The following is a 16,851-nucleotide window of genomic DNA, read 5'->3' as shown; positions in this document are numbered from 1 at the left end:
GTGTGGCCCCCGCACATTAGAGGATCACGAGGTGTGGGCTCCCGCCACTGATGGCACGACGGCGGCTGACGACACAACGGCGGCTGACGGCACGACGGCCACTGACGGCACGACGGCGACCGATGCCACGACCGCCGCCCAGAGGCCGACGACCGCCGCTCAAGGCAGGACGACCGCCGTCGGCACCTCGGGCAGCCGTACCCGGTCCGCCGAGGTCCCCGTCCCGGTGGGCCGCATCCACCCCGGGGCCGCCCCCGTCTGAGCCGCGGTACGGGGGTGGCTGCCATGCGGCAGCGTGTCCGGCAGGTCCTCGTCCCTGTAGCGGCGTGTCGAGACGTGCCAGTTCAGGATGCCCGCGATCCAGTCCTGGAGCTCGGCCACATAGCTGTCGAGCGCCGCCCGCCCGTGCTCGTCCAGCTCGAAGTCCTCGTAAAGAACGGGCAGTTCGTTGTCGATGACGTGCTGGAACTGGCGCAGCCGCGAGCGCATCAGGTCGTCGATGATGCGCAGCCCCGTCGGGTAGTCGCAGTCGAAGAAGTTCTGCACGACGAGGATGCCGTTGTGCAGCTCGCCCTCGTACTCGATCTCCTTCTGGTACGAGAAGACGTCGTTGAGCAGACAGCAGTAGTCGGCCGCCGCGTTCTCCAGGCTGCGGATGGGGCCGCTCTCGTAGATCCCGGGCGGCAGTTGGCCCGCGTGGCGGATCCGCGCGAGGCTCATGGTGAGGTCGGACCCGAAGGTGTTCCGGCGCATCTCGATGTAGTCGACGGGGTCCGGGATGCGGTGCTGGGCCTGGTTGTGCAGCTCCCAGAGCCAGCTTTCCAGCATGATCTCGACGGACCGGCGGAAGGCGGCGCGGGCCTCGGGGGACATCGGTCCCGCGGTGCGCGCCCACAGGTCGGCGAGGCTGCGCTCCATGGGGGTCCGGGCCGACGCGAGCCCGGCCCCGGGCTCGTCGACCGGCATGCACGCGGAGAGCCGTTCGTTGTTCGCCCGGGCCCCGGCCAGGTTGCGCTGGCGCCCGTAGATCAGCGGGTAGTAGTCGTCGCCGTACGTGCCCCAGGTCAGCCACTGGGCGCTGAGTTCCAGCTCCTCCGGCGTCGCGTCGGGATCGAGGCCGGCGGAGCAGAGCGCGAAGTCGTAGCCCGCCACCTTCTCCCTGTCCCAGACGTCGTGGAGCAGCCCCATACGCTCCGCCCAGTCGAGGGACGCCACACGTGCGCGGGCCACATGTGGGCTGAGCGACAGTGGGTACGGCACATCGAACTCGGGCAGCAGCGACGGGCCGACCTTCTGCATCGGTACGTGCGTGAAGCTGCGCTGCCGGGCCGCGGCCGGGCGCCCGAACAGCGTGGTGACGTCGAGCGCCGAGGTGCCGAGCACGCCGCTGAAGAGGGAGGGGCCGGTGACGGCGTCCTCGTTCATGTAGCGGCTGGAGCGCATGTGCCACTCGTGGCCGCCGGACTGCCAGTCCTGGAGCCCCTTGACGTACGCGGCGAGGCTCGCGCACTGGTCCGGCGTGAGGCCCTTCTCCAGGCACAGGGCGGGGACTTCGGCGAGGGCGGTGTTCTCGAACTGCTGGAGCCGCGAGGTCAGCAGATCATTGACGGCCTCGGCGGCCTCCTGGGTCGTGCACCCGAGGAAGGTCTCAAGTACCAGTACGCCATTGCTGAGTTCACCCTCGTCCTCCACCTCCCGCTGGTAGGAGAAGAGATCGTTGCGCAGGTGGACGGCGTCGGCGAAGGCGTCGGTGAGGACCCTGAGCGGCCTCGCCCCGGCCACGCGGGCGGGGAGTTCGGCGTTCGCGGCGTACTCGATGAGACCGGCCGACCAGGGCGCGCCGCCCACCTTGCGGCGCATCTCGATGTACTCGACGGGGTTGGCGATCCGCCCCGCGTTGATGTTGGCGAGCTCCCACAGCGACTCGTTGAGCAGGTTGCGGGTGCTGATGGCGAAGCGCTCGCGCCACGCCTGCGTCATCGACGGGACGGTGCGCGCCCACAGGTCGGCCAGGCCCGCCTCGACCGGGTTGGTCGCCTCGGGGAACCCGTCGGCGAGGTCCATCGGCATGAACGCGGGCAGCCGGTCGAGGTACTCCTTGCCGCCCTTGCGGTCCAGGGTCCGTTTGAACATCTCCAGGAAGTGGTCGTCGAAGAAGAACACCCACACGTACCAGTCGGTGACCAGGGCGAGCTGCTCCGCGTCGCAGTCGGGGTGGGTGTACGAGCAGAGCAGCGCGTAGTCGTGCGCGTCGAGGTCCTCCGGCTCCCAGATCCCGGAGCCCTCCAGCATGCCCATCTGCCGGGCCCAGGTGCGGGAATGCGCTCTGGCGGACTCCAGATGGGGATTGAGCCGGGCCGGATACGGCAGATAGAAATCCGGCAGGACAAAAGGCTGGCTCACTGCGGTGGCCCCTCCTGGATACACACGTGCCCGAGATGCACATGGGTGGTCCGCACACGGCTGGCGCGCACGTGGCCGGTGCGCACATGGCGGGTGCGCACGTGCTGGGTACGCACGGATGGTCCGAGCGGAACTACCCGTCCGGGGCGCGGGCATTCGGGGGTCGTAGGCCTGTCATACGAAAGCGTGATGCGAAGGGGAAGGCGATTCGAACGGACCTCCCGGCGCCGGGCGGGGTGTCCGCGTCCGGCGGTGTCCGCGTGCGGCGGCGTTCCCGGCCGCCGATCATCTAGGCATGAACACAACCCTTCGGCTCGCCCAGCAGCCCGAGGCCGACGAGCTGCTCGGCCGCAGCCCGCTGGCCGCGCTGGTCGGCATGCTGCTCGACCAGCAGGTCCCCATGGAATGGGCGTTCTCCGGCCCGTACACGATCGCCCGGCGCATGGGGGCGGACGATCTCGACGCCGGGGCCATCGCGGCGTACGACCCCGAGGCCTTCGCGGAGCTCCTCAAGGAGAAGCCGGCCGTACACCGCTACCCGGGGTCCATGGCCAAGCGCATCCAGCAGCTCTGCCAGTTCCTCGTCGAGGAGTACGGGGGTGACGCGGCGGGGGTGTGGACGGGGGCCGGGACCGGCGCCGAGCTCCTGGCCCGCCTCAAGGCGCTGCCGGGGTTCGGCGAGCAGAAGGCGAAGATCTTCCTCGCGCTCCTGGGAAAGCAGCTCGGAGTCCGGCCCAAGGGGTGGCGGGAGGCGGCAGGGCCTTACGGCGAGGCGAATTGCTTCCGCTCGGTGGCCGACATCACCGGGCCGGAGTCGCTGACGAAGGTACGGGCGTACAAGCAGGAGGCGAAGGCGGCGGCGCGGGGTAAGTAAGCGGCCAGGGGGTTCCGGGTGCCCGTGGCACGCCGCCCAGACCCACCCTTCCGGGGCTCCCCCTTCCCCGGGCCCGTCGGCGGTTGAAGACCCCGGGGCTCCGCCCCAGACCCCGTTCGCGCCTCAAGGGCGCTCGTCCTCAGACCCCGGACGGGCTGGGGCAGATCCCAGCGCCCCGGCGTTCGGGGAGCGGCCGAGTCGGCCATCGGGCCGCGGCCGATCCCATCCCCCGGAGGGTCTGGGGAAGGGGCGGGGTGGGGCGATCTCAGCAGAACCTCCTGCCCCCTGCTCCTCCCCCTACCTCCTCCGCGTCCCGAACAGCGACCGCGTAATCTCCCGGCCCAGCTGCGTCCCCACCGACCTCGCGAGCGAGCGAAAGATCCCGCTCCCCACCACCTGCTCCGCCAGCGACGCATCCTGCTTCCTGGGAGGCGCCGAACTCTTTTCGGCAGGGGCGTCCAGTGCGGCCTGCACCGCTGCCGCCTCCCTCGCCCGTTCCGCCTCCGACAGCTTCTCGAAGGCCGATTCCCGGTCCACCGGCTCCGCGTAACGGGCGTACAGGAGGGAGGAGTTGACGGCCGCCTCCAGTGCGGACGCGTCGAGGGGGGCCATCAAGGACTGCGGGGCTCTCAGGCGCGTCGCCGCGACCGGGGTCGGCGCGCCGTTCTCGCTCAGTACGGTGATGACCGCCTCGCCCGTGCCGAGCCCGGTCAGGAGTTCCTCCAGGTCGTACGGGGAGTTCGGGAAGGTCCGCACCGTCGCCTTCAGGGCCTTCGCGTCGTCCGGGGTGAAGGCCCTGAGCGCGTGCTGGACGCGGTTGCCGAGCTGGGCCAGGACATCGCCGGGGACGTCTTTGGGGGTCTGGGTCACGAAGAAGATGCCCACCCCCTTGGAGCGGATCAGCCGTACCGTCTGCGTGATCGACTCCAGGAACGCCTTCGACGCGCCGCTGAAGAGCAGATGCGCCTCGTCGAAGAAGAAGACGAGCTTGGGCCGGTCCACGTCCCCGACCTCGGGCAGCTTCTGGAAGAGGTCGGCGAGCAGCCACATCAGGAAGGTGGAGAAGAGCTGGGGTTTGTCCTGGACGGCCGGCAGTTCCAGTACCGACACCAGGCCCCTCCCGTCCGGGGCCGACCGCAGCAGCTCGCTTGTGTCGAATTCCGGCTCTCCGAAGAACGATTCCGCCCCCTGCTGCTCGAACGCCGTGATCGAACGGAGGATCACCCCGGTGGTGGCGGATGACAGGCCGCCGATTCCTTTCAGTTCCGCCTTTCCCGTGTCCGATACCAGGAAGCCGGCCACCGCCTTCAGGTCTTTCAGGTCGTACAGCTCCAGGCCCTTGCTGTCCGCGTAATGGAAGATCAGGCCCAGTGACTGCTCCTGGGTCTGATTGAGCTGCAGCACTTTCGACAGGAGAACCGGGCCGAAACTCGTGACCGTCGCGCGCACCGGGATGCCGGGGCCGATGCCGCCGAGGCCGTAGAACTCGCAGGGGAAGCCGGCCGCCTCCCAGTCCTGGCCGACCTGGGCGGACCGTTCGGCCACCTTGTCGCCGGGCCTGCCGGGGGACGAGATGCCCGATACGTCGCCCTTCACGTCGGCGAGGAAGACCGGCACGCCGTTGGCGGAGAGCTGCTCGGCGATGAGCTGGAGGGTCTTGGTCTTGCCGGTGCCGGTGGCCCCGGCCACCAGGCCGTGCCGGTTGAGCATGGAGAGGGGGATGCGGATCGGCGCGTCCGGGAGGCACTGGCCGTCCCAGAGCAACGCGCCCAGCTCCATCGCGGGACCGGTGAAGGCGTATCCGGCGGCGATCCCGGCGGCGGGCGGCGGCAACGAGGAGGAGGCCGAAGGCTGCAAGGAGGAGGCCTGAGGGGGCGCGGACGGGTCGGCGGGCGCCGGGTTCCGATCCCGCGCCCCGGTTTCATCCGGGCCGCCGGCGTCCATGGGCTCGGGTGCGGCCGCCGTCCGGTCGCTGTCGGTCATGACGGCCCCCCGCGTCGGGTTGCATCGTATTTGCCGGGTCTTGCCCAGGATTGCACTCGTGCTCCATGGCTGCGCCCGGAGCCGCTCGCCCGGTAGGCTTTCCGTGTGATCTTCAAGCGCATCGGAAGCGGGCGGCCCTATCCCGACCACGGCCGGGAAAGCACCCGGCAGTGGGCGGACGTCGCGCCGCGCCCGGTCCGGCTCGATCAGCTCGTGACCACCAAGGGGCAGCTCGACCTGGAGACCCTCCTCGCGGAGGACTCCACGTTCTACGGCGACCTCTTCGCGCACGTCGTGAAGTGGCAGGGCGACCTCTACCTGGAGGACGGGCTTCACCGGGCGGTTCGGGCGGCGCTCCAGCAGCGCCAGGTTCTGCACGCCCGCGTACTCGAAATGGACTGAGTCCGACAGCCGGGTGAGCCTTTCGGACCCTTTGAGGCGCATACGGGCGCACACGCGCGCCAACCGTTGATCATTTAGTAGGCATCATCGCGGGTCGGCACTACCCTGCGCCTATGAGCATGCTCACTCCCCCCGGCATGGGCGGAAAGTACCGCATCAAGGGTGACACGTACCCGCGGATGCGACGTCCCCGAAAGCGCGGCCGGCTGATCCTCGCGCTGGTCGGCGCGATCGTGGCCCTCGGCCTGATCGGCTGGGGAACGCTCCAGCTCATCGACGTGTTCGGCGGCGGCGGGAAGTCGCATGCTGCCGCGGACCACAAGAAGGACTGCCCGTCGCCCGGCACCTCGGGCGCCCCTCAGGCGCTGCCGAAGCCCGCTCAGATCACCGTCAACGTCTACAACGCGACCCCGCGCGCGGGCCTGGCCAAGTCGGTCGCCGACGAGCTGAAGAAGCGAGGCTTCGCGATCGGCAAGGTCGGCAACGCGCCCGAGGAGTACGACAAGAAGGTCCCGGGCAACGGAATACTGCTCGGCGCCCCCGCGGCCGCCCGCGGCCCCTTCTCCGTACTCGGCACCCAGCTCAAGGGCGCCGCGCAGAAGACCGACACGCGCGACACGCCGGACGTCGATCTGATTCTGGGGACGACGTTTGCCGACCTGAACACGCCGAAGGACGCGGACACGGCCCTGGCCGCCCTGGCCAAGCCCGCACCCGCGCCCTCGGGAAAGTGCTGAGAACGCTGCGAGAACCCTTCGAAGGGACCTAGTCGGCGGTGCCGTACATGCGGTCGCCCGCGTCGCCCAGGCCCGGCACGATGTAGCCGTGCTCGTTCAGGCGCTCGTCGACCGAGGCGGTCACCACGGTCACCGGAGTGCCCGCCAGCTCGCGCTCCATGACCTCGACGCCCTCGGGCGCGGCGAGCAGCACCACGGCGGTGACGTCGTCGGCGCCCCGCTTGATCAGCTCGCGGATGGCCGCCACCAGCGTGCCGCCGGTCGCCAGCATCGGGTCCAGGACGTACACCTGGCGGCCGGAGAGGTCCTCGGGCATGCGGGTCGCGTACGTGGAGGCCTCCAGGGTCTCCTCGTTGCGGATCATGCCGAGGAAGCCCACCTCGGCGGTCGGCAGCAGGCGCACCATGCCGTCGAGCATGCCGAGGCCGGCCCGCAGGATCGGGACCACCAGGGGACGCGGGTACGAGAGCTTCACGCCCGTCGTCGGCGTCACCGGGGTCTCGATGTCCACCTGCTCGGTGCGCACGTCCCGGGTCGCCTCGTAGGCGAGCAGGGTGACCAGCTCGTCGGCGAGCCGCCGGAAGGTCGGGGAGTCGGTGCGCTTGTCGCGCAGCGTGGTGAGCTTGTGCGCCACGAGAGGGTGGTCGACAACATGGATCCGCATGACGTCCACAGTAACCGGGGCGTAGCGGCCCCGCGTCCCACCTGCTGCTCTTCGGCGCTGGCGTCAAGCACCCGAACGGGGGGAAGGTGGGAGTCAGGAGACGACCCGGGGCGGTGTGAGCCAATGCCGGACGAGCCCGACGACGAGCGGCAACCGGAGAGCGACGCGGATCGCCGGCGGCGGCGCGCCCAGTTCCTGCGCGAACTGCACGAGGCGAAAGCGCTGCGCGACCGGGTCCAGCCCCGGCGCGCCCGCGCCGCCCGGATGCGCCAGGCCATGCGCATGCGGACCTTCCGCTGGTGACGCCCCGAACGGCGCCCCGGGCCCGTGATCGCGGCGATCGGGACGCCTTGGCCGTGGCGGCCCGGAACCCGTGATCCCGGCGCGTCGCGCCTCGTGATCACGGTGCGTCAGACCCCGTGATCACGAGGGGTCGAACCCCGCGTTCGCGACGACCGGAAAAACGCAACCGCGGAAGAACTCTCGCAACGGCGGTGTTTTCTGCCACGATTCCGAATGAAGCCACAGCCGGGGGGACCCCCAACCGGCACGCCTATGACCAGTGGGAGAGTCACGGTGTACTTCGCCGCACTGCTCGCGCGCACCGAAGACGGGTGGGAAGCGAGCGACACAGAGCTCGACGATGTGGAGACGCTGTCCGATCTGGCCGACCTGGCCCGGGAAGCAGCAGCCGACGGGGCCGACGACACGGTGCTCGTCTTCATCGAGCAGGAGGACGCCTGGTTCGGCGTCGTCCGCGTCGACGGCGAGGAGGACCCGCGCGTCTTCGTCTCGAACGCCGCCGTCGCCGCCCGCTCCTCGTACGGGGCCATGCTCACCGACGAACTGCTCGGCCACGACCAGGACGACGAGGAGGACGAGCTGGACACCCTTGACCTCGACGGCACGGAGGACGGCTACGAGGACGAAGCGGCCGGGGCCGCGGACGAGGCGGACGGCGACGACCCGTCGGACGGCGCCGCACCGGCCGGGCCGCTCGGCGAGAGCGCGATCCTCGCCGACCTCGGAGTGAGCGAGCGCCGCCTCCTGGCGCTCGACGGCGACGCCCTCGTGACGATCGCGGACGCGCTGGGCGCGGCCGAGGTCCTGGAGGCCGTCCGCTAGTGCTCCGCCCGCACGATCCCGTACGCGAACGGTGGGCGGAGCCGATGCGCTCCGCCCTGGCCGGGGCCGCACAGGCCGAGTCGGCCGGCGATGTGCCGGTCGGCGCGGTCCTGCTGGCCCCGGACGGCGCCTTCCTCGCGGCCGGGCACAACGAACGCGAGGCGACCGGCGATCCGACCGCGCACGCGGAAGTCCTCGCGATCCGGCGCGCGGCGCGGAAGACGGGCGAGTGGCGGCTGACCGGCTGCACGCTCGTCGTCACCCTGGAGCCGTGCGTGATGTGCGCGGGCGCCATCGTGCAGTCCCGGATCGAGAGGGTCGTCTACGGGGCCCGCGACGAGAAGGCGGGCGCAGCCGGTTCGCTGTGGGACCTCATACGCGACCAGCGCCTCAACCACCGCCCCGAGGTGATCGCGGGCGTCCTCGAAGAGGAGTGCTCGGCGCAGCTGACGGCCTTCTTCCGGCAGCGGTGACCCAGGTCTCGCAGAACCGATTTCAAACCACGGCCCACCTTGGGCTAAGCTCTCTCTCGGTAGCGTGTCCGAGCGGCCGAAGGAGCTCGCCTCGAAAGCGAGTGTGGGGAAACTCACCGAGGGTTCAAATCCCTCCGCTACCGCTTCCGAAGGGCCCCGACAGTGTCGGGGCCCTTCTTGCATGCCCGTTCCGCGGGACCGTACGAACGCAGCCGGGGTGCGAAGAAGCCCCGGTCGGGGAAGTGACCGGGGCTTCGACGTCGGGACGGGGGAAGCGGCATCGGGGGGACAAGCCGCTCCCCCCGACGAGAACAGAACCTGCAAGTCCTGCGCCGCAGTCAGGGGGAAGCGCGCGGCGCGGACCCCGCAGTGAGGTCCTGTTCCTCGCCCGCCGCATTCCTGCCAGATGTGACGGGCTCAAGAACCATCCTGCTCTCCCGTCACGTCCTTACCGTCGGGCAAAGGGCCCCGATCGCCAGGCCCTTGGTCCTTAAAGGCCGGGTGAGTACCGGCCAGGTGGCGGTTAGACTCACCCGACCGAACAGGGGTACGCCGTCGCCGGGGAGGGGCAAGGCACAGTGGACGTCAAGAAGGTCCTGCTCTACATCGCCGTGGTGTTCGTGCTGTACACGATCATCACGTCGCCGGTGCAGGCCGCCGGGATGGTCCAGACCGGGTTCGAGGGCATATCCAGCGCGGCCAAGGGCGTCGGAGAGTTCATGACCAACCTGGTCCGTTGAGCCCGTCCACCCCGTCGCAACAGACGCAGCCGTAGGAGAACTCATGATCCGCCACCTGGTCCTGTTCAAGCTCAACGAGGGCGTCGCGCGCGACGACGAGCGTGTGGTCGCCGGCGTGAAGGCGTTCCAGGAGCTCGACGGGATCGTGCCCGAGATCGAGTTCTGGGAGTGCGCCTGGAACATCACCGACCGGCCGATCGCGTACGACTTCGCCATCAACTCCGCCGTGGCGGACGCGGACGCGCTGAAGCGGTACCTGGAACACCCCGCCCACCAGGCCGCGGCCGGCCTGTGGCGCGAATTCGCCACCTGGGTGATCGCCGACTACCCGTTCTGAGCGGCCACCCGGTCCCCTGACGGACCCGGTACGCAGCCCGGCCCCGCATCTGAGAGGTGCGGGGCTTTTTCGTGCCCGCGTCACCCTCAGACGGGGGCCATCTGCCCCAACTTGCCCTCAACACGTGGTTATACGGTGCTTGCACACAGTGGACATGTCTTGTGATGCTATGACCGCTTTTGACGGATGAGTTGACCGAGGACTAAGGGGTGGCGTGACCGTGCCGGCCAGTACTACGCCTCAAGTGCCGCCCCAGAACGAGCCCCAGGACGCCCCCGAAGTGCCCGCCCAGGACTCCTCGGAGGGCCCCAGAGGCCCCGCCAGAACGTCCACCAGGGGCGCCGACACCCGCGCCCTCACCCAGGTGCTCTTCGGCCAGCTCAAGGAGCTCACGCCGGGCACCGAGGAGCACGGCCGGGTGCGCGGGGCACTGATCGAGGCCAACCTGCCGCTGGTGCGGTACGCGGCCTCCCGCTTCCGCTCCCGCAACGAACCCATGGAGGACGTCGTCCAGGTCGGCACGATCGGGCTGATCAACGCGATCGACCGGTTCGACCCGGACCGCGGCGTCCAGTTCCCCACCTTCGCGATGCCCACCGTCGTCGGCGAGATCAAGCGGTACTTCCGCGACAACGTCCGCACCGTGCACGTCCCGCGCCGCCTGCACGAGCTCTGGGTGCAGGTGAACGGCGCCACGGAGGACCTCACGACCCTGCACGGGCGCTCCCCCACCACCGCCGAGATCGCCGAGCGGCTCAGGATCGGCGAGGACGAGGTGCTCGCCTGCATCGAGGCGGGCCGCTCGTACCACGCGACCTCACTGGAGGCCGCCCAGGAGGGCGACGGGCTGCCCGGTCTGCTCGACCGGCTCGGTTACGAGGACCCCGCGCTCGCCGGTGTCGAACACCGCGATCTGGTCCGCCACCTTCTCGTACAACTGCCCGAACGCGAACAGCGGATCCTGATGCTCCGCTATTACAGCAATCTGACGCAGTCCCAGATCAGTCAGGAATTGGGAGTGTCGCAGATGCATGTGTCAAGGCTCCTCGCCAGGAGCTTCGCCCGACTTCGATCCGCAAATCGAATCGAGGCATAACCGGTTCGAGTGAGCCGGGTTCCCGTCTCGGGCCGGCAAAAATTTCCGGCCGAAAAACCCCACACCCCCTGTTTCCTGCACGTACTCCGGCCCACCTTGTCGACATGTCACTACAGCGTGTTGCCGACATGTGACATTCTGCGGAAACCGCGTTTGCCGCAGCCCCGCCTCCGGTATTCAGGTGGAGGCTGCTTCCTCCGATGGTCGTGGCCCGACGCGACCGTCCGCGACCTCAAGGGGGTGGCATGTCCGCAGAACAGGGCAGCTCGAAGGTGCTCACGCTCACCAAGAGCGCACCCGCACCGACCGTGCGCCGACACGCCGCAAACACCGCAGCCATCGACACCCGCACGCTGTCCCGCTCCCTGTTCCTGCGCCTCGCCACGCTGGACACCGACAGCCCGGAGCGTACGTATGTACGCGACACACTCATCGAGCTCAACCTGCCGCTCGTGCGGTACGCGGCGGCTCGTTTCCGCAGCCGCAACGAGCCGATGGAGGACATCGTCCAGGTCGGCACGATCGGTCTGATCAAGGCGATCGACCGTTTCGACTGCGAACGCGGCGTGGAATTCCCGACGTTCGCGATGCCCACGGTCGTCGGCGAGATCAAGCGGTTCTTCCGCGACACCTCGTGGTCGGTACGGGTGCCGCGCCGCCTCCAGGAGCTGCGGCTCGCCCTCACCAAGGCCAGCGACGAACTCGCCCAGAAGCTCGACCGCTCGCCAACTGTCCCCGAACTGGCGGCCGTTCTCGGCGTGTCCGAGGAGGACGTGGTCGACGGGCTCGCGGTCGGCAACGCCTACACCGCCTCCTCGCTCGACTCGCCCGCCACCGAGGACGACGGCGGCGAGGGCTCGCTCGCGGACCGGCTCGGCTACGAGGACACGGCGCTCGAAGGCGTCGAGTACCGGGAGTCGCTCAAGCCCCTGCTCGCCAAACTCCCGCCCAGGGAGCGGCAGATCATCATGCTCCGCTTCTTCGCGAACATGACGCAGTCGCAGATCGGCGAGGAGGTCGGCATCTCGCAGATGCACGTCTCGCGCCTGCTCACCCGCACGCTGGCCCAGCTCCGCGAAGGCCTCATCTCCGACTGACCCTCCTCGACTCCCGTTCCCCTCTGGTTTATTGACGCTCCGTCAGACACACTGGCGCGATGCGACGACGCGCTGCGCTGATCGGTGTCTCGGCGGTGGTGGTACTGGGCCTGGGCGGCACCCTCGCCGCCTGCGCCGGCGGCGGGGAGCGGTCCGGGTACGTGGCGGTCGGGGCCGCGGGTCCCGGCCCCTCGGCACCGGATCACGCGGTGCCGCCGCGGGACGGGATCGAGCTGGTCCCGCTGGACGGTTCGGCCGCGCCGGGACCGTCCGGGGCCGCGGGTACGGGTCCTGGCCCAAGTACGGGTCCCGGTACCGACCCCGGCACTGGTACGCCTTCGATGCCGCCGGGGCCGGGCGCCTCGGCGGGGCGGACACCCGCCACGCCGGTGGTTCCGGGGAACCCTTCGAAGTCCCCTGCCGCACCCGGGCGTTCGGGATCGGGCGGCTCTTCGGGCGCGCCCGAAGCCCCGGGCGCTCCCGCCTCCCCGTCCGGTACGCCCTCCGGCTCCGCCAAACCCGCCGGGCCCGCGGTGCTCGGCCTCGGGGCGCCCAGCCGTTCGGCGGGGGATCACCGGTGGTGCGAGAAGGTCACCGTCCAGTTCCGCAACAGCGGGGGTACGGCGGTGAAGTCGGGCAGCGTCGTGTTCGCGACGCACATTGTCGGGATGCTCGGGGTGGACTGGGCGACCATTACCTCCAGCCAGGCTCTGCCGCTGCCGATCCCGGCGGGTGGGGCGGTCTCACATACGTACGGGGTGTGTGTCGAGGCGTGGCGGGTGCCGCTGGGGATGCATGTGGAGACGCGGTCGGTCACGGCCAGTTGGGGGTAGGGGCTGCGGATTCCCCGCCCCGCCCCTTCCCGCCGCCCGCATCGGCCGAGTCGCCGCAAGGGGCCGGCTTTGTCTAGCCCAGGGCCAGCCAGGCCACCGCCGCGAGGACGACGATCACCGCGACCACTCCGACGATCAGACCGACCCGTGGGCCCGCCGGAGCCGCTGCCGGGGTTGCCGCCTGGCGGCCCTGCGGGGCACCCTCGTCGACGAAGGCGCGGAACATCTGCGTGGAGCCCGCCGGGTCGTAGTTGCCCTCGGGACCCTGGGGCGCGTGGGGGTTGTGTGCCATGGGGCAGGACCCTAGCGAAGATGGGGGTCCGGCCCAACCCCCGCCCCCCGCACGAACCCTCCGGGGGCCGGGAGGGGAGAGGAAGCCGGGTGCCCCGGGGCTCCGCCCCGGACCCCGGGAGGCCACCCCGCCCCGCTGTAACACTCTGCGGCTCCGCCGCGTGGCCGCCGGGGGGTTGGAAGTCGGCTGAAGCCGGTTCTCCCGGGGCTCCGCCACCGACCCCGTTCGCGCCTCAAGGGCGCTCGTCCTCAACCTCCCCCAAGGCATCAAGGGCCAGGGGGGACCCATGACGGGCTGAAGATGCTCCGGTGCGGGCCGGCAATAACGCTGCTGGGGGCGCGGGGCTGTGACATTGTGCGGCTCCGCCGCGATGGGGGTCCCCCCTGTTCGAGCGGAGCCGAGAACTTGGGGGAGCGAGCAACCACGCACGGCCCGCAGCCGAAAGACGTCCCCCCGGCGCTCACGCGGCGGAGCCGCAGAGTGTTGCAGCGGGAAGGGGCGGGGTGAGGTCCCACCGGGTCTGGGGCGCAGCCCCCCGCACCACCCCCCACCTGCACCTTAACTTCCCGCATGCAAAGGCTTTGCTCACCCTTTACCGCCACAGAGGGGATTTCGTTTGCCTTCGGCAACCAACAATCTTATGGTTGCCCGAAGCAACAAGATGTCGGGAGGTGTCGTTCATGGCCGCACAGAGTCTCTACGAGGAGCTGGCCCGGCAGCTCAGCGCCATCGGGGCCGTCAAGCGCGGGCTCGCGCGGATCCTGCCGCCCGAGTGCCCGGGCGGGTCCGCCGCCGTGCTCACCCTCCTGGAGCGGCACGGCGAGATGCGGATCAGCAGGCTCGCCGAACTCCTCGCCGTAGACATGTCGGTGACGAGCCGTCACGTCGCGCACGTCGCGCAACGCGGCTGGATCGAGCGGTCCGCCGACCCCGCCGACAAGCGCTCGCGGATCCTGCGGCTCACCCCCGCCGGCCAGGTCATGATCGACGATCTCGGGCTGCGCACCACGGAGATGTTCGCGCACACCCTCAAGGACTGGACCGACGACGAGGTCGGTCAGCTCAACACGATGCTGGCCCGCCTGCGCGACTCCTTCGGAGACTGCCGGGCGCCCCACGTCCGGGCCCCCGAGACCACCCGTACACCCGCTTAGCACCACCAGAACCACCAGCACCACACCCGTACACCTGCCCAACAGACGTACAAGACAAGGAATTTCATGGCTACGACCACACCAGCCGGTGTGCGGGGCGGCCACGCCAGGCATGGCGGGCACGCGCCCGCCGGTGACGGCGCGCCGATGACTCACCGGCAGATCATGGAGGCGCTGTCCGGGCTGCTGCTCGGCATGTTCGTCGCCATCCTGTCCTCGACGATCGTCTCCAACGCCCTGCCGCACATCATCAGCGACCTGGGCGGCGGCCAGTCCGCGTACACCTGGGTCGTGACGGCCTCGCTGCTGGCGATGACCGCGACCACCCCGCTGTGGGGCAAGCTCTCGGACCTGTTCAGCAAGAAGCTGCTGGTCCAGATAGCCCTGGTCATATACGTCTCCGGCTCGATCGTGGCCGGTCTGTCCCAGAGCTCGGGCATGCTCATCGCCTGCCGGGTCGTCCAGGGCATCGGCGTCGGCGGGCTGTCCGCACTCGCCCAGATCATCATGGCCGCCATGATCTCGCCGCGGGAGCGCGGCCGTTACAGCGGCTACCTCGGCGCCACGTTCGCGGTTGCGACGGTTGGCGGACCGCTGCTCGGCGGCCTGATCACCGACACCGACTGGCTCGGCTGGCGCTGGTGCTTCTACGTCGGTGTGCCGTTCGCGATCATCGCGCTCATCGTCCTGCAGAAGACCCTGAAGCTCCCCGTCGTGAAGCGGGACGTCAAGGTCGACTGGACCGGCGCCTTCCTGATCAGCGCCGCGGTCTCGCTGCTCCTGGTCTGGGTGACCTTCGCGGGCAACAAGTACGACTGGATCTCGTGGCAGACGTACGCGATGGTCGGCGGCTCGATCGTGCTCGGCGCGCTGTTCGTGTTCGCCGAGTCGAAGGCCAGCGAGCCGATCATCCCGCTGCGCCTCTTCCGCAACCGCACCATCACCCTCGCCTCGCTCGCCTCGCTCTTCGTGGGTGTCGCGATGTTCGCCGGTACGGTCTTCTTCTCCCAGTACTTCCAGCTGGCGCGCGGCAAGACGCCGACGATGTCCGGCGTCATGACGATCCCGATGATCGGCGGACTGTTCATCGCGTCCACCGTGTCCGGGCAGGTCATCACCAAGACCGGCAAGTGGAAGGCCTGGCTGGTCAGCGGCGGTGTGCTGGTGACGGCGGGCCTCGGTCTGCTCGGCACGATGCGCTACGACACCCCGTACTGGCACCTCGCGATCTACATGGCGCTGATGGGCCTCGGCATCGGCATGATGATGCAGAACCTGGTGCTCTGCACGCAGAACCAGGTCTCCCCCGCCGACCTCGGCTCGGCCTCCTCCGTCGTCGTCTTCTTCCGCTCCCTCGGTGGTGCGGTCGGCGTCTCGGCGCTCGGCGCGGTCATGGCCAACCGGGTCACCCACTACGTCACCGACGGACTCACCGCGCTCGGCCCGCAGGGCGCCGCGGCGGCCAAGAGCGGCGGCGGCTCCGGCACCATCCCGGACCTGGCCACGCTGCCCGCACCGATCCGCACCGTCATCGAGAGCGCGTACGGGCACGGGGTCGGCGATGTGTTCCTGTACGCGGCACCGTGCGCGCTGCTCGCGTTCCTGATCACCCTGTTCATCAAGGAGATTCCGCTGCGTACGAACGCGGTCGGCGCGGCCAAGTCCGAGGCCGAGTCCGAGGCCGGGCAGGTGGCCGCCGCCGCTCCGGCTCCGGCATCAATCCCCGCTCAGGCGACGGCGGTTGAGGCTCCGGTCGCTGAAAGCACGCTCGACGGCATTCCGGTGCGCGGTACGGTCCGTGCGGCCGAGGGGGCGCCCGTCGCCTCCGCCGCCGTCACGCTGATCTCGCTCGGCGGCAGCCAGCTCGGCCGCGCGGTGGCGGGGCCCGACGGCGGGTACCTGCTCGCCGCGCCGGGCGCCGGTTCGTACGTCCTGATCGCGGCCGCCGACGGCTTCCAGCCGCAGGCCTCGACCGTGGTCGTGGGCACCGAGGCGCTCGCGTACGACATCCTCCTGTCCGGCACGAGTGGCCTCACGGGCGCGGTGAAGGCGGCCGAGACCGGGGCGCCCGTCGAGGGCGCGATGGTGATCGTGACCGATGTGCGCGGGGATCTCCTCGCGACGGGCAAGTCGGGCGCGGCGGGCGAGTTCACCTTCGGTGAGCTGGTTCCGGGCCAGGTCACGGTGGCGGTCAACGCGGACGGGTTCCGCCCGCTGGCGCTGCCGGTGGAGATCGCGGGGTACGGCGTGACCCGTATCGAGGCCGCGCTCCAGGCCGGCGCGCTGGTCCAGGGCACGATCCGGGGCGGCGGCGACCGGCGTCCGCTGGCCGATGCGCGGGTCACGCTGCTCGACGCGGCGGGCAACGTGGTCGCGGGCACGACGACGGGCGACGACGGCGCGTACGCCTTCGCCGACCTGAACTCCGGCGAGTACACGCTGATCGCGACCGGCTACCCGCCGGTGGCCGGCTCGCTCACCGTGACCGGCCGTGGCGTGGACGGCCACGACATCGAACTCGCCCACCCGGGCGAGTAGTCGGGGGCACCCAGGTGCCCCCTCAGACCCCCGGGTGCGGCGCCGCTTCGAGCGGAGGCGGTCGTCGCACCCGGCGTGGAAATGGGCCCCGGGGAAGGGGCGG

Annotated in this window: 17 protein-coding genes and 1 tRNA gene; 14 read left to right on the top strand and 4 right to left on the bottom strand. The window is 70.2% G+C overall.

Annotated elements, in window-relative coordinates; genetic code table 11:
- Positions 1-159 precede the first annotated feature (159 nt).
- The gene (locus ABD346_RS02625) at positions 160-2,403 is read right to left on the bottom strand and encodes a terpene synthase family protein (protein ID WP_344371132.1); all 2,244 of its coding nucleotides are present in this window, start codon (positions 2,401-2,403) and stop codon (positions 160-162) included.
- A 295-nt stretch (positions 2,404-2,698) separates the two neighbouring features.
- On the opposite strand from ABD346_RS02625, the gene ABD346_RS02620 reads away from it, so the two are divergent.
- Positions 2,699-3,277 carry an HhH-GPD-type base excision DNA repair protein gene (locus ABD346_RS02620; RefSeq protein ID WP_344371130.1) on the top strand — a complete coding sequence of 193 codons (579 nt, stop codon included), beginning with the start codon at positions 2,699-2,701 and terminating at the stop codon, positions 3,275-3,277.
- A 297-nt stretch (positions 3,278-3,574) separates the two neighbouring features.
- Here ABD346_RS02620 and ABD346_RS02615 read toward each other — a convergent pair whose 3' ends face one another.
- Positions 3,575-5,056: a helicase HerA-like domain-containing protein gene (locus tag ABD346_RS02615; RefSeq protein ID WP_344371213.1), complete on the bottom strand. Its 1,482-nt coding sequence runs from the start codon at positions 5,054-5,056 to the stop codon at positions 3,575-3,577.
- Positions 5,057-5,365: 309 nt separating this feature from the next.
- Between ABD346_RS02615 and ABD346_RS02610 the strand changes: the two genes are divergently transcribed.
- Positions 5,366-5,662 carry a type II toxin-antitoxin system VapB family antitoxin gene (locus ABD346_RS02610; RefSeq protein WP_053725882.1) on the top strand — a complete coding sequence of 99 codons (297 nt, stop codon included), beginning with the start codon at positions 5,366-5,368 and terminating at the stop codon, positions 5,660-5,662.
- Between the two features lie 113 nt (positions 5,663-5,775).
- Complete coding sequence (locus ABD346_RS02605; RefSeq protein ID WP_344371128.1) at positions 5,776-6,399, top strand: LytR C-terminal domain-containing protein; 624 nt, start codon at positions 5,776-5,778, stop codon at positions 6,397-6,399.
- A 28-nt stretch (positions 6,400-6,427) separates the two neighbouring features.
- On the opposite strand, the gene upp is transcribed toward ABD346_RS02605, so the two are convergent.
- The gene (gene upp / locus ABD346_RS02600) at positions 6,428-7,063 is read right to left on the bottom strand and encodes a uracil phosphoribosyltransferase (RefSeq protein WP_114038765.1); all 636 of its coding nucleotides are present in this window, start codon (positions 7,061-7,063) and stop codon (positions 6,428-6,430) included.
- Positions 7,064-7,186: 123 nt separating this feature from the next.
- Between upp and ABD346_RS02595 the strand changes: the two genes are divergently transcribed.
- The 9 genes from ABD346_RS02595 (at position 7,187) to ABD346_RS02555 (ending at position 12,764) form a co-directional block, all read left to right on the top strand.
- Positions 7,187-7,366 (top strand): hypothetical protein, encoded by a 180-nt coding sequence (locus tag ABD346_RS02595; RefSeq protein ID WP_344371127.1) that lies wholly within the window; start codon positions 7,187-7,189, stop codon positions 7,364-7,366.
- A gap of 273 nt (positions 7,367-7,639) precedes the next feature.
- Positions 7,640-8,188 (top strand): tRNA adenosine deaminase-associated protein, encoded by a 549-nt coding sequence (locus ABD346_RS02590; RefSeq protein WP_344371212.1) that lies wholly within the window; start codon positions 7,640-7,642, stop codon positions 8,186-8,188.
- Between the two features lie 44 nt (positions 8,189-8,232).
- Complete coding sequence (tadA, locus tag ABD346_RS02585; protein WP_344371126.1) at positions 8,233-8,661, top strand: tRNA adenosine(34) deaminase TadA; 429 nt, start codon at positions 8,233-8,235, stop codon at positions 8,659-8,661.
- 58 nt (positions 8,662-8,719) lie between these two features.
- Positions 8,720-8,804: transfer RNA gene (locus ABD346_RS02580), tRNA-Ser, on the top strand.
- A gap of 435 nt (positions 8,805-9,239) precedes the next feature.
- Entirely contained in the window at positions 9,240-9,401 is a 162-nt protein-coding gene (locus ABD346_RS02575; RefSeq protein ID WP_189965863.1) for a hypothetical protein, read from the top strand.
- Positions 9,402-9,444: 43 nt separating this feature from the next.
- Positions 9,445-9,738 carry a Dabb family protein gene (locus ABD346_RS02570; RefSeq protein WP_344371125.1) on the top strand — a complete coding sequence of 98 codons (294 nt, stop codon included), beginning with the start codon at positions 9,445-9,447 and terminating at the stop codon, positions 9,736-9,738.
- Positions 9,739-9,958: 220 nt separating this feature from the next.
- Complete coding sequence (locus ABD346_RS02565; protein WP_344371124.1) at positions 9,959-10,834, top strand: RNA polymerase sigma factor SigF; 876 nt, start codon at positions 9,959-9,961, stop codon at positions 10,832-10,834.
- Between the two features lie 245 nt (positions 10,835-11,079).
- Positions 11,080-11,931, top strand: a complete 852-nt coding sequence (locus tag ABD346_RS02560) for an RNA polymerase sigma factor SigF (RefSeq protein ID WP_053725878.1) — start codon at positions 11,080-11,082, stop codon at positions 11,929-11,931.
- 59 nt (positions 11,932-11,990) lie between these two features.
- Positions 11,991-12,764: a hypothetical protein gene (locus tag ABD346_RS02555; protein ID WP_344371122.1), complete on the top strand. Its 774-nt coding sequence runs from the start codon at positions 11,991-11,993 to the stop codon at positions 12,762-12,764.
- 73 nt (positions 12,765-12,837) lie between these two features.
- Here ABD346_RS02555 and ABD346_RS02550 read toward each other — a convergent pair whose 3' ends face one another.
- Positions 12,838-13,056 carry a hypothetical protein gene (locus tag ABD346_RS02550; protein ID WP_344371120.1) on the bottom strand — a complete coding sequence of 73 codons (219 nt, stop codon included), beginning with the start codon at positions 13,054-13,056 and terminating at the stop codon, positions 12,838-12,840.
- A 680-nt stretch (positions 13,057-13,736) separates the two neighbouring features.
- On the opposite strand from ABD346_RS02550, the gene ABD346_RS02545 reads away from it, so the two are divergent.
- Together ABD346_RS02545 and ABD346_RS02540 are read left to right on the top strand one after the other, a co-directional pair.
- A complete protein-coding gene (locus ABD346_RS02545) occupies positions 13,737-14,210 on the top strand; it encodes a MarR family winged helix-turn-helix transcriptional regulator (RefSeq protein WP_344371119.1) in 474 nt (157 codons plus the stop codon).
- A 147-nt stretch (positions 14,211-14,357) separates the two neighbouring features.
- Complete coding sequence (locus tag ABD346_RS02540; RefSeq protein ID WP_465270248.1) at positions 14,358-16,748, top strand: MFS transporter; 2,391 nt, start codon at positions 14,358-14,360, stop codon at positions 16,746-16,748.
- Positions 16,749-16,851 lie beyond the last annotated feature (103 nt).

The organism is Streptomyces mauvecolor, from assembly GCF_039532965.1.
GTDB classification, from domain to species: domain Bacteria; phylum Actinomycetota; class Actinomycetes; order Streptomycetales; family Streptomycetaceae; genus Streptomyces; species Streptomyces violascens.
This window is presented reverse-complemented; position numbering and strand designations above follow the sequence as displayed.

Excerpts from the sequence above, each read along its gene's own strand:
- ABD346_RS02550 (WP_344371120.1), bottom strand. The coding sequence starts at position 13,056 with ATGGCACACAACCCCCACGCGCCCCAGGGTCCCGAGGGCAACTACGAC.
- ABD346_RS02570 (WP_344371125.1), top strand. The coding sequence starts at position 9,445 with ATGATCCGCCACCTGGTCCTGTTCAAGCTCAACGAGGGCGTCGCGCGC.
- ABD346_RS02605 (WP_344371128.1), top strand. The coding sequence starts at position 5,776 with ATGAGCATGCTCACTCCCCCCGGCATGGGCGGAAAGTACCGCATCAAG.
- upp (WP_114038765.1), bottom strand. The coding sequence starts at position 7,063 with ATGCGGATCCATGTTGTCGACCACCCTCTCGTGGCGCACAAGCTCACC.
- ABD346_RS02555 (WP_344371122.1), top strand. The coding sequence starts at position 11,991 with ATGCGACGACGCGCTGCGCTGATCGGTGTCTCGGCGGTGGTGGTACTG.
- ABD346_RS02540 (WP_465270248.1), top strand. The coding sequence starts at position 14,358 with ATGACTCACCGGCAGATCATGGAGGCGCTGTCCGGGCTGCTGCTCGGC.
- ABD346_RS02545 (WP_344371119.1), top strand. The coding sequence starts at position 13,737 with ATGGCCGCACAGAGTCTCTACGAGGAGCTGGCCCGGCAGCTCAGCGCC.
- ABD346_RS02560 (WP_053725878.1), top strand. The coding sequence starts at position 11,080 with ATGTCCGCAGAACAGGGCAGCTCGAAGGTGCTCACGCTCACCAAGAGC.
- ABD346_RS02620 (WP_344371130.1), top strand. The coding sequence starts at position 2,699 with ATGAACACAACCCTTCGGCTCGCCCAGCAGCCCGAGGCCGACGAGCTG.
- tadA (WP_344371126.1), top strand. The coding sequence starts at position 8,233 with ATGCGCTCCGCCCTGGCCGGGGCCGCACAGGCCGAGTCGGCCGGCGAT.
- ABD346_RS02615 (WP_344371213.1), bottom strand. The coding sequence starts at position 5,056 with ATGGAGCTGGGCGCGTTGCTCTGGGACGGCCAGTGCCTCCCGGACGCG.
- ABD346_RS02595 (WP_344371127.1), top strand. The coding sequence starts at position 7,187 with ATGCCGGACGAGCCCGACGACGAGCGGCAACCGGAGAGCGACGCGGAT.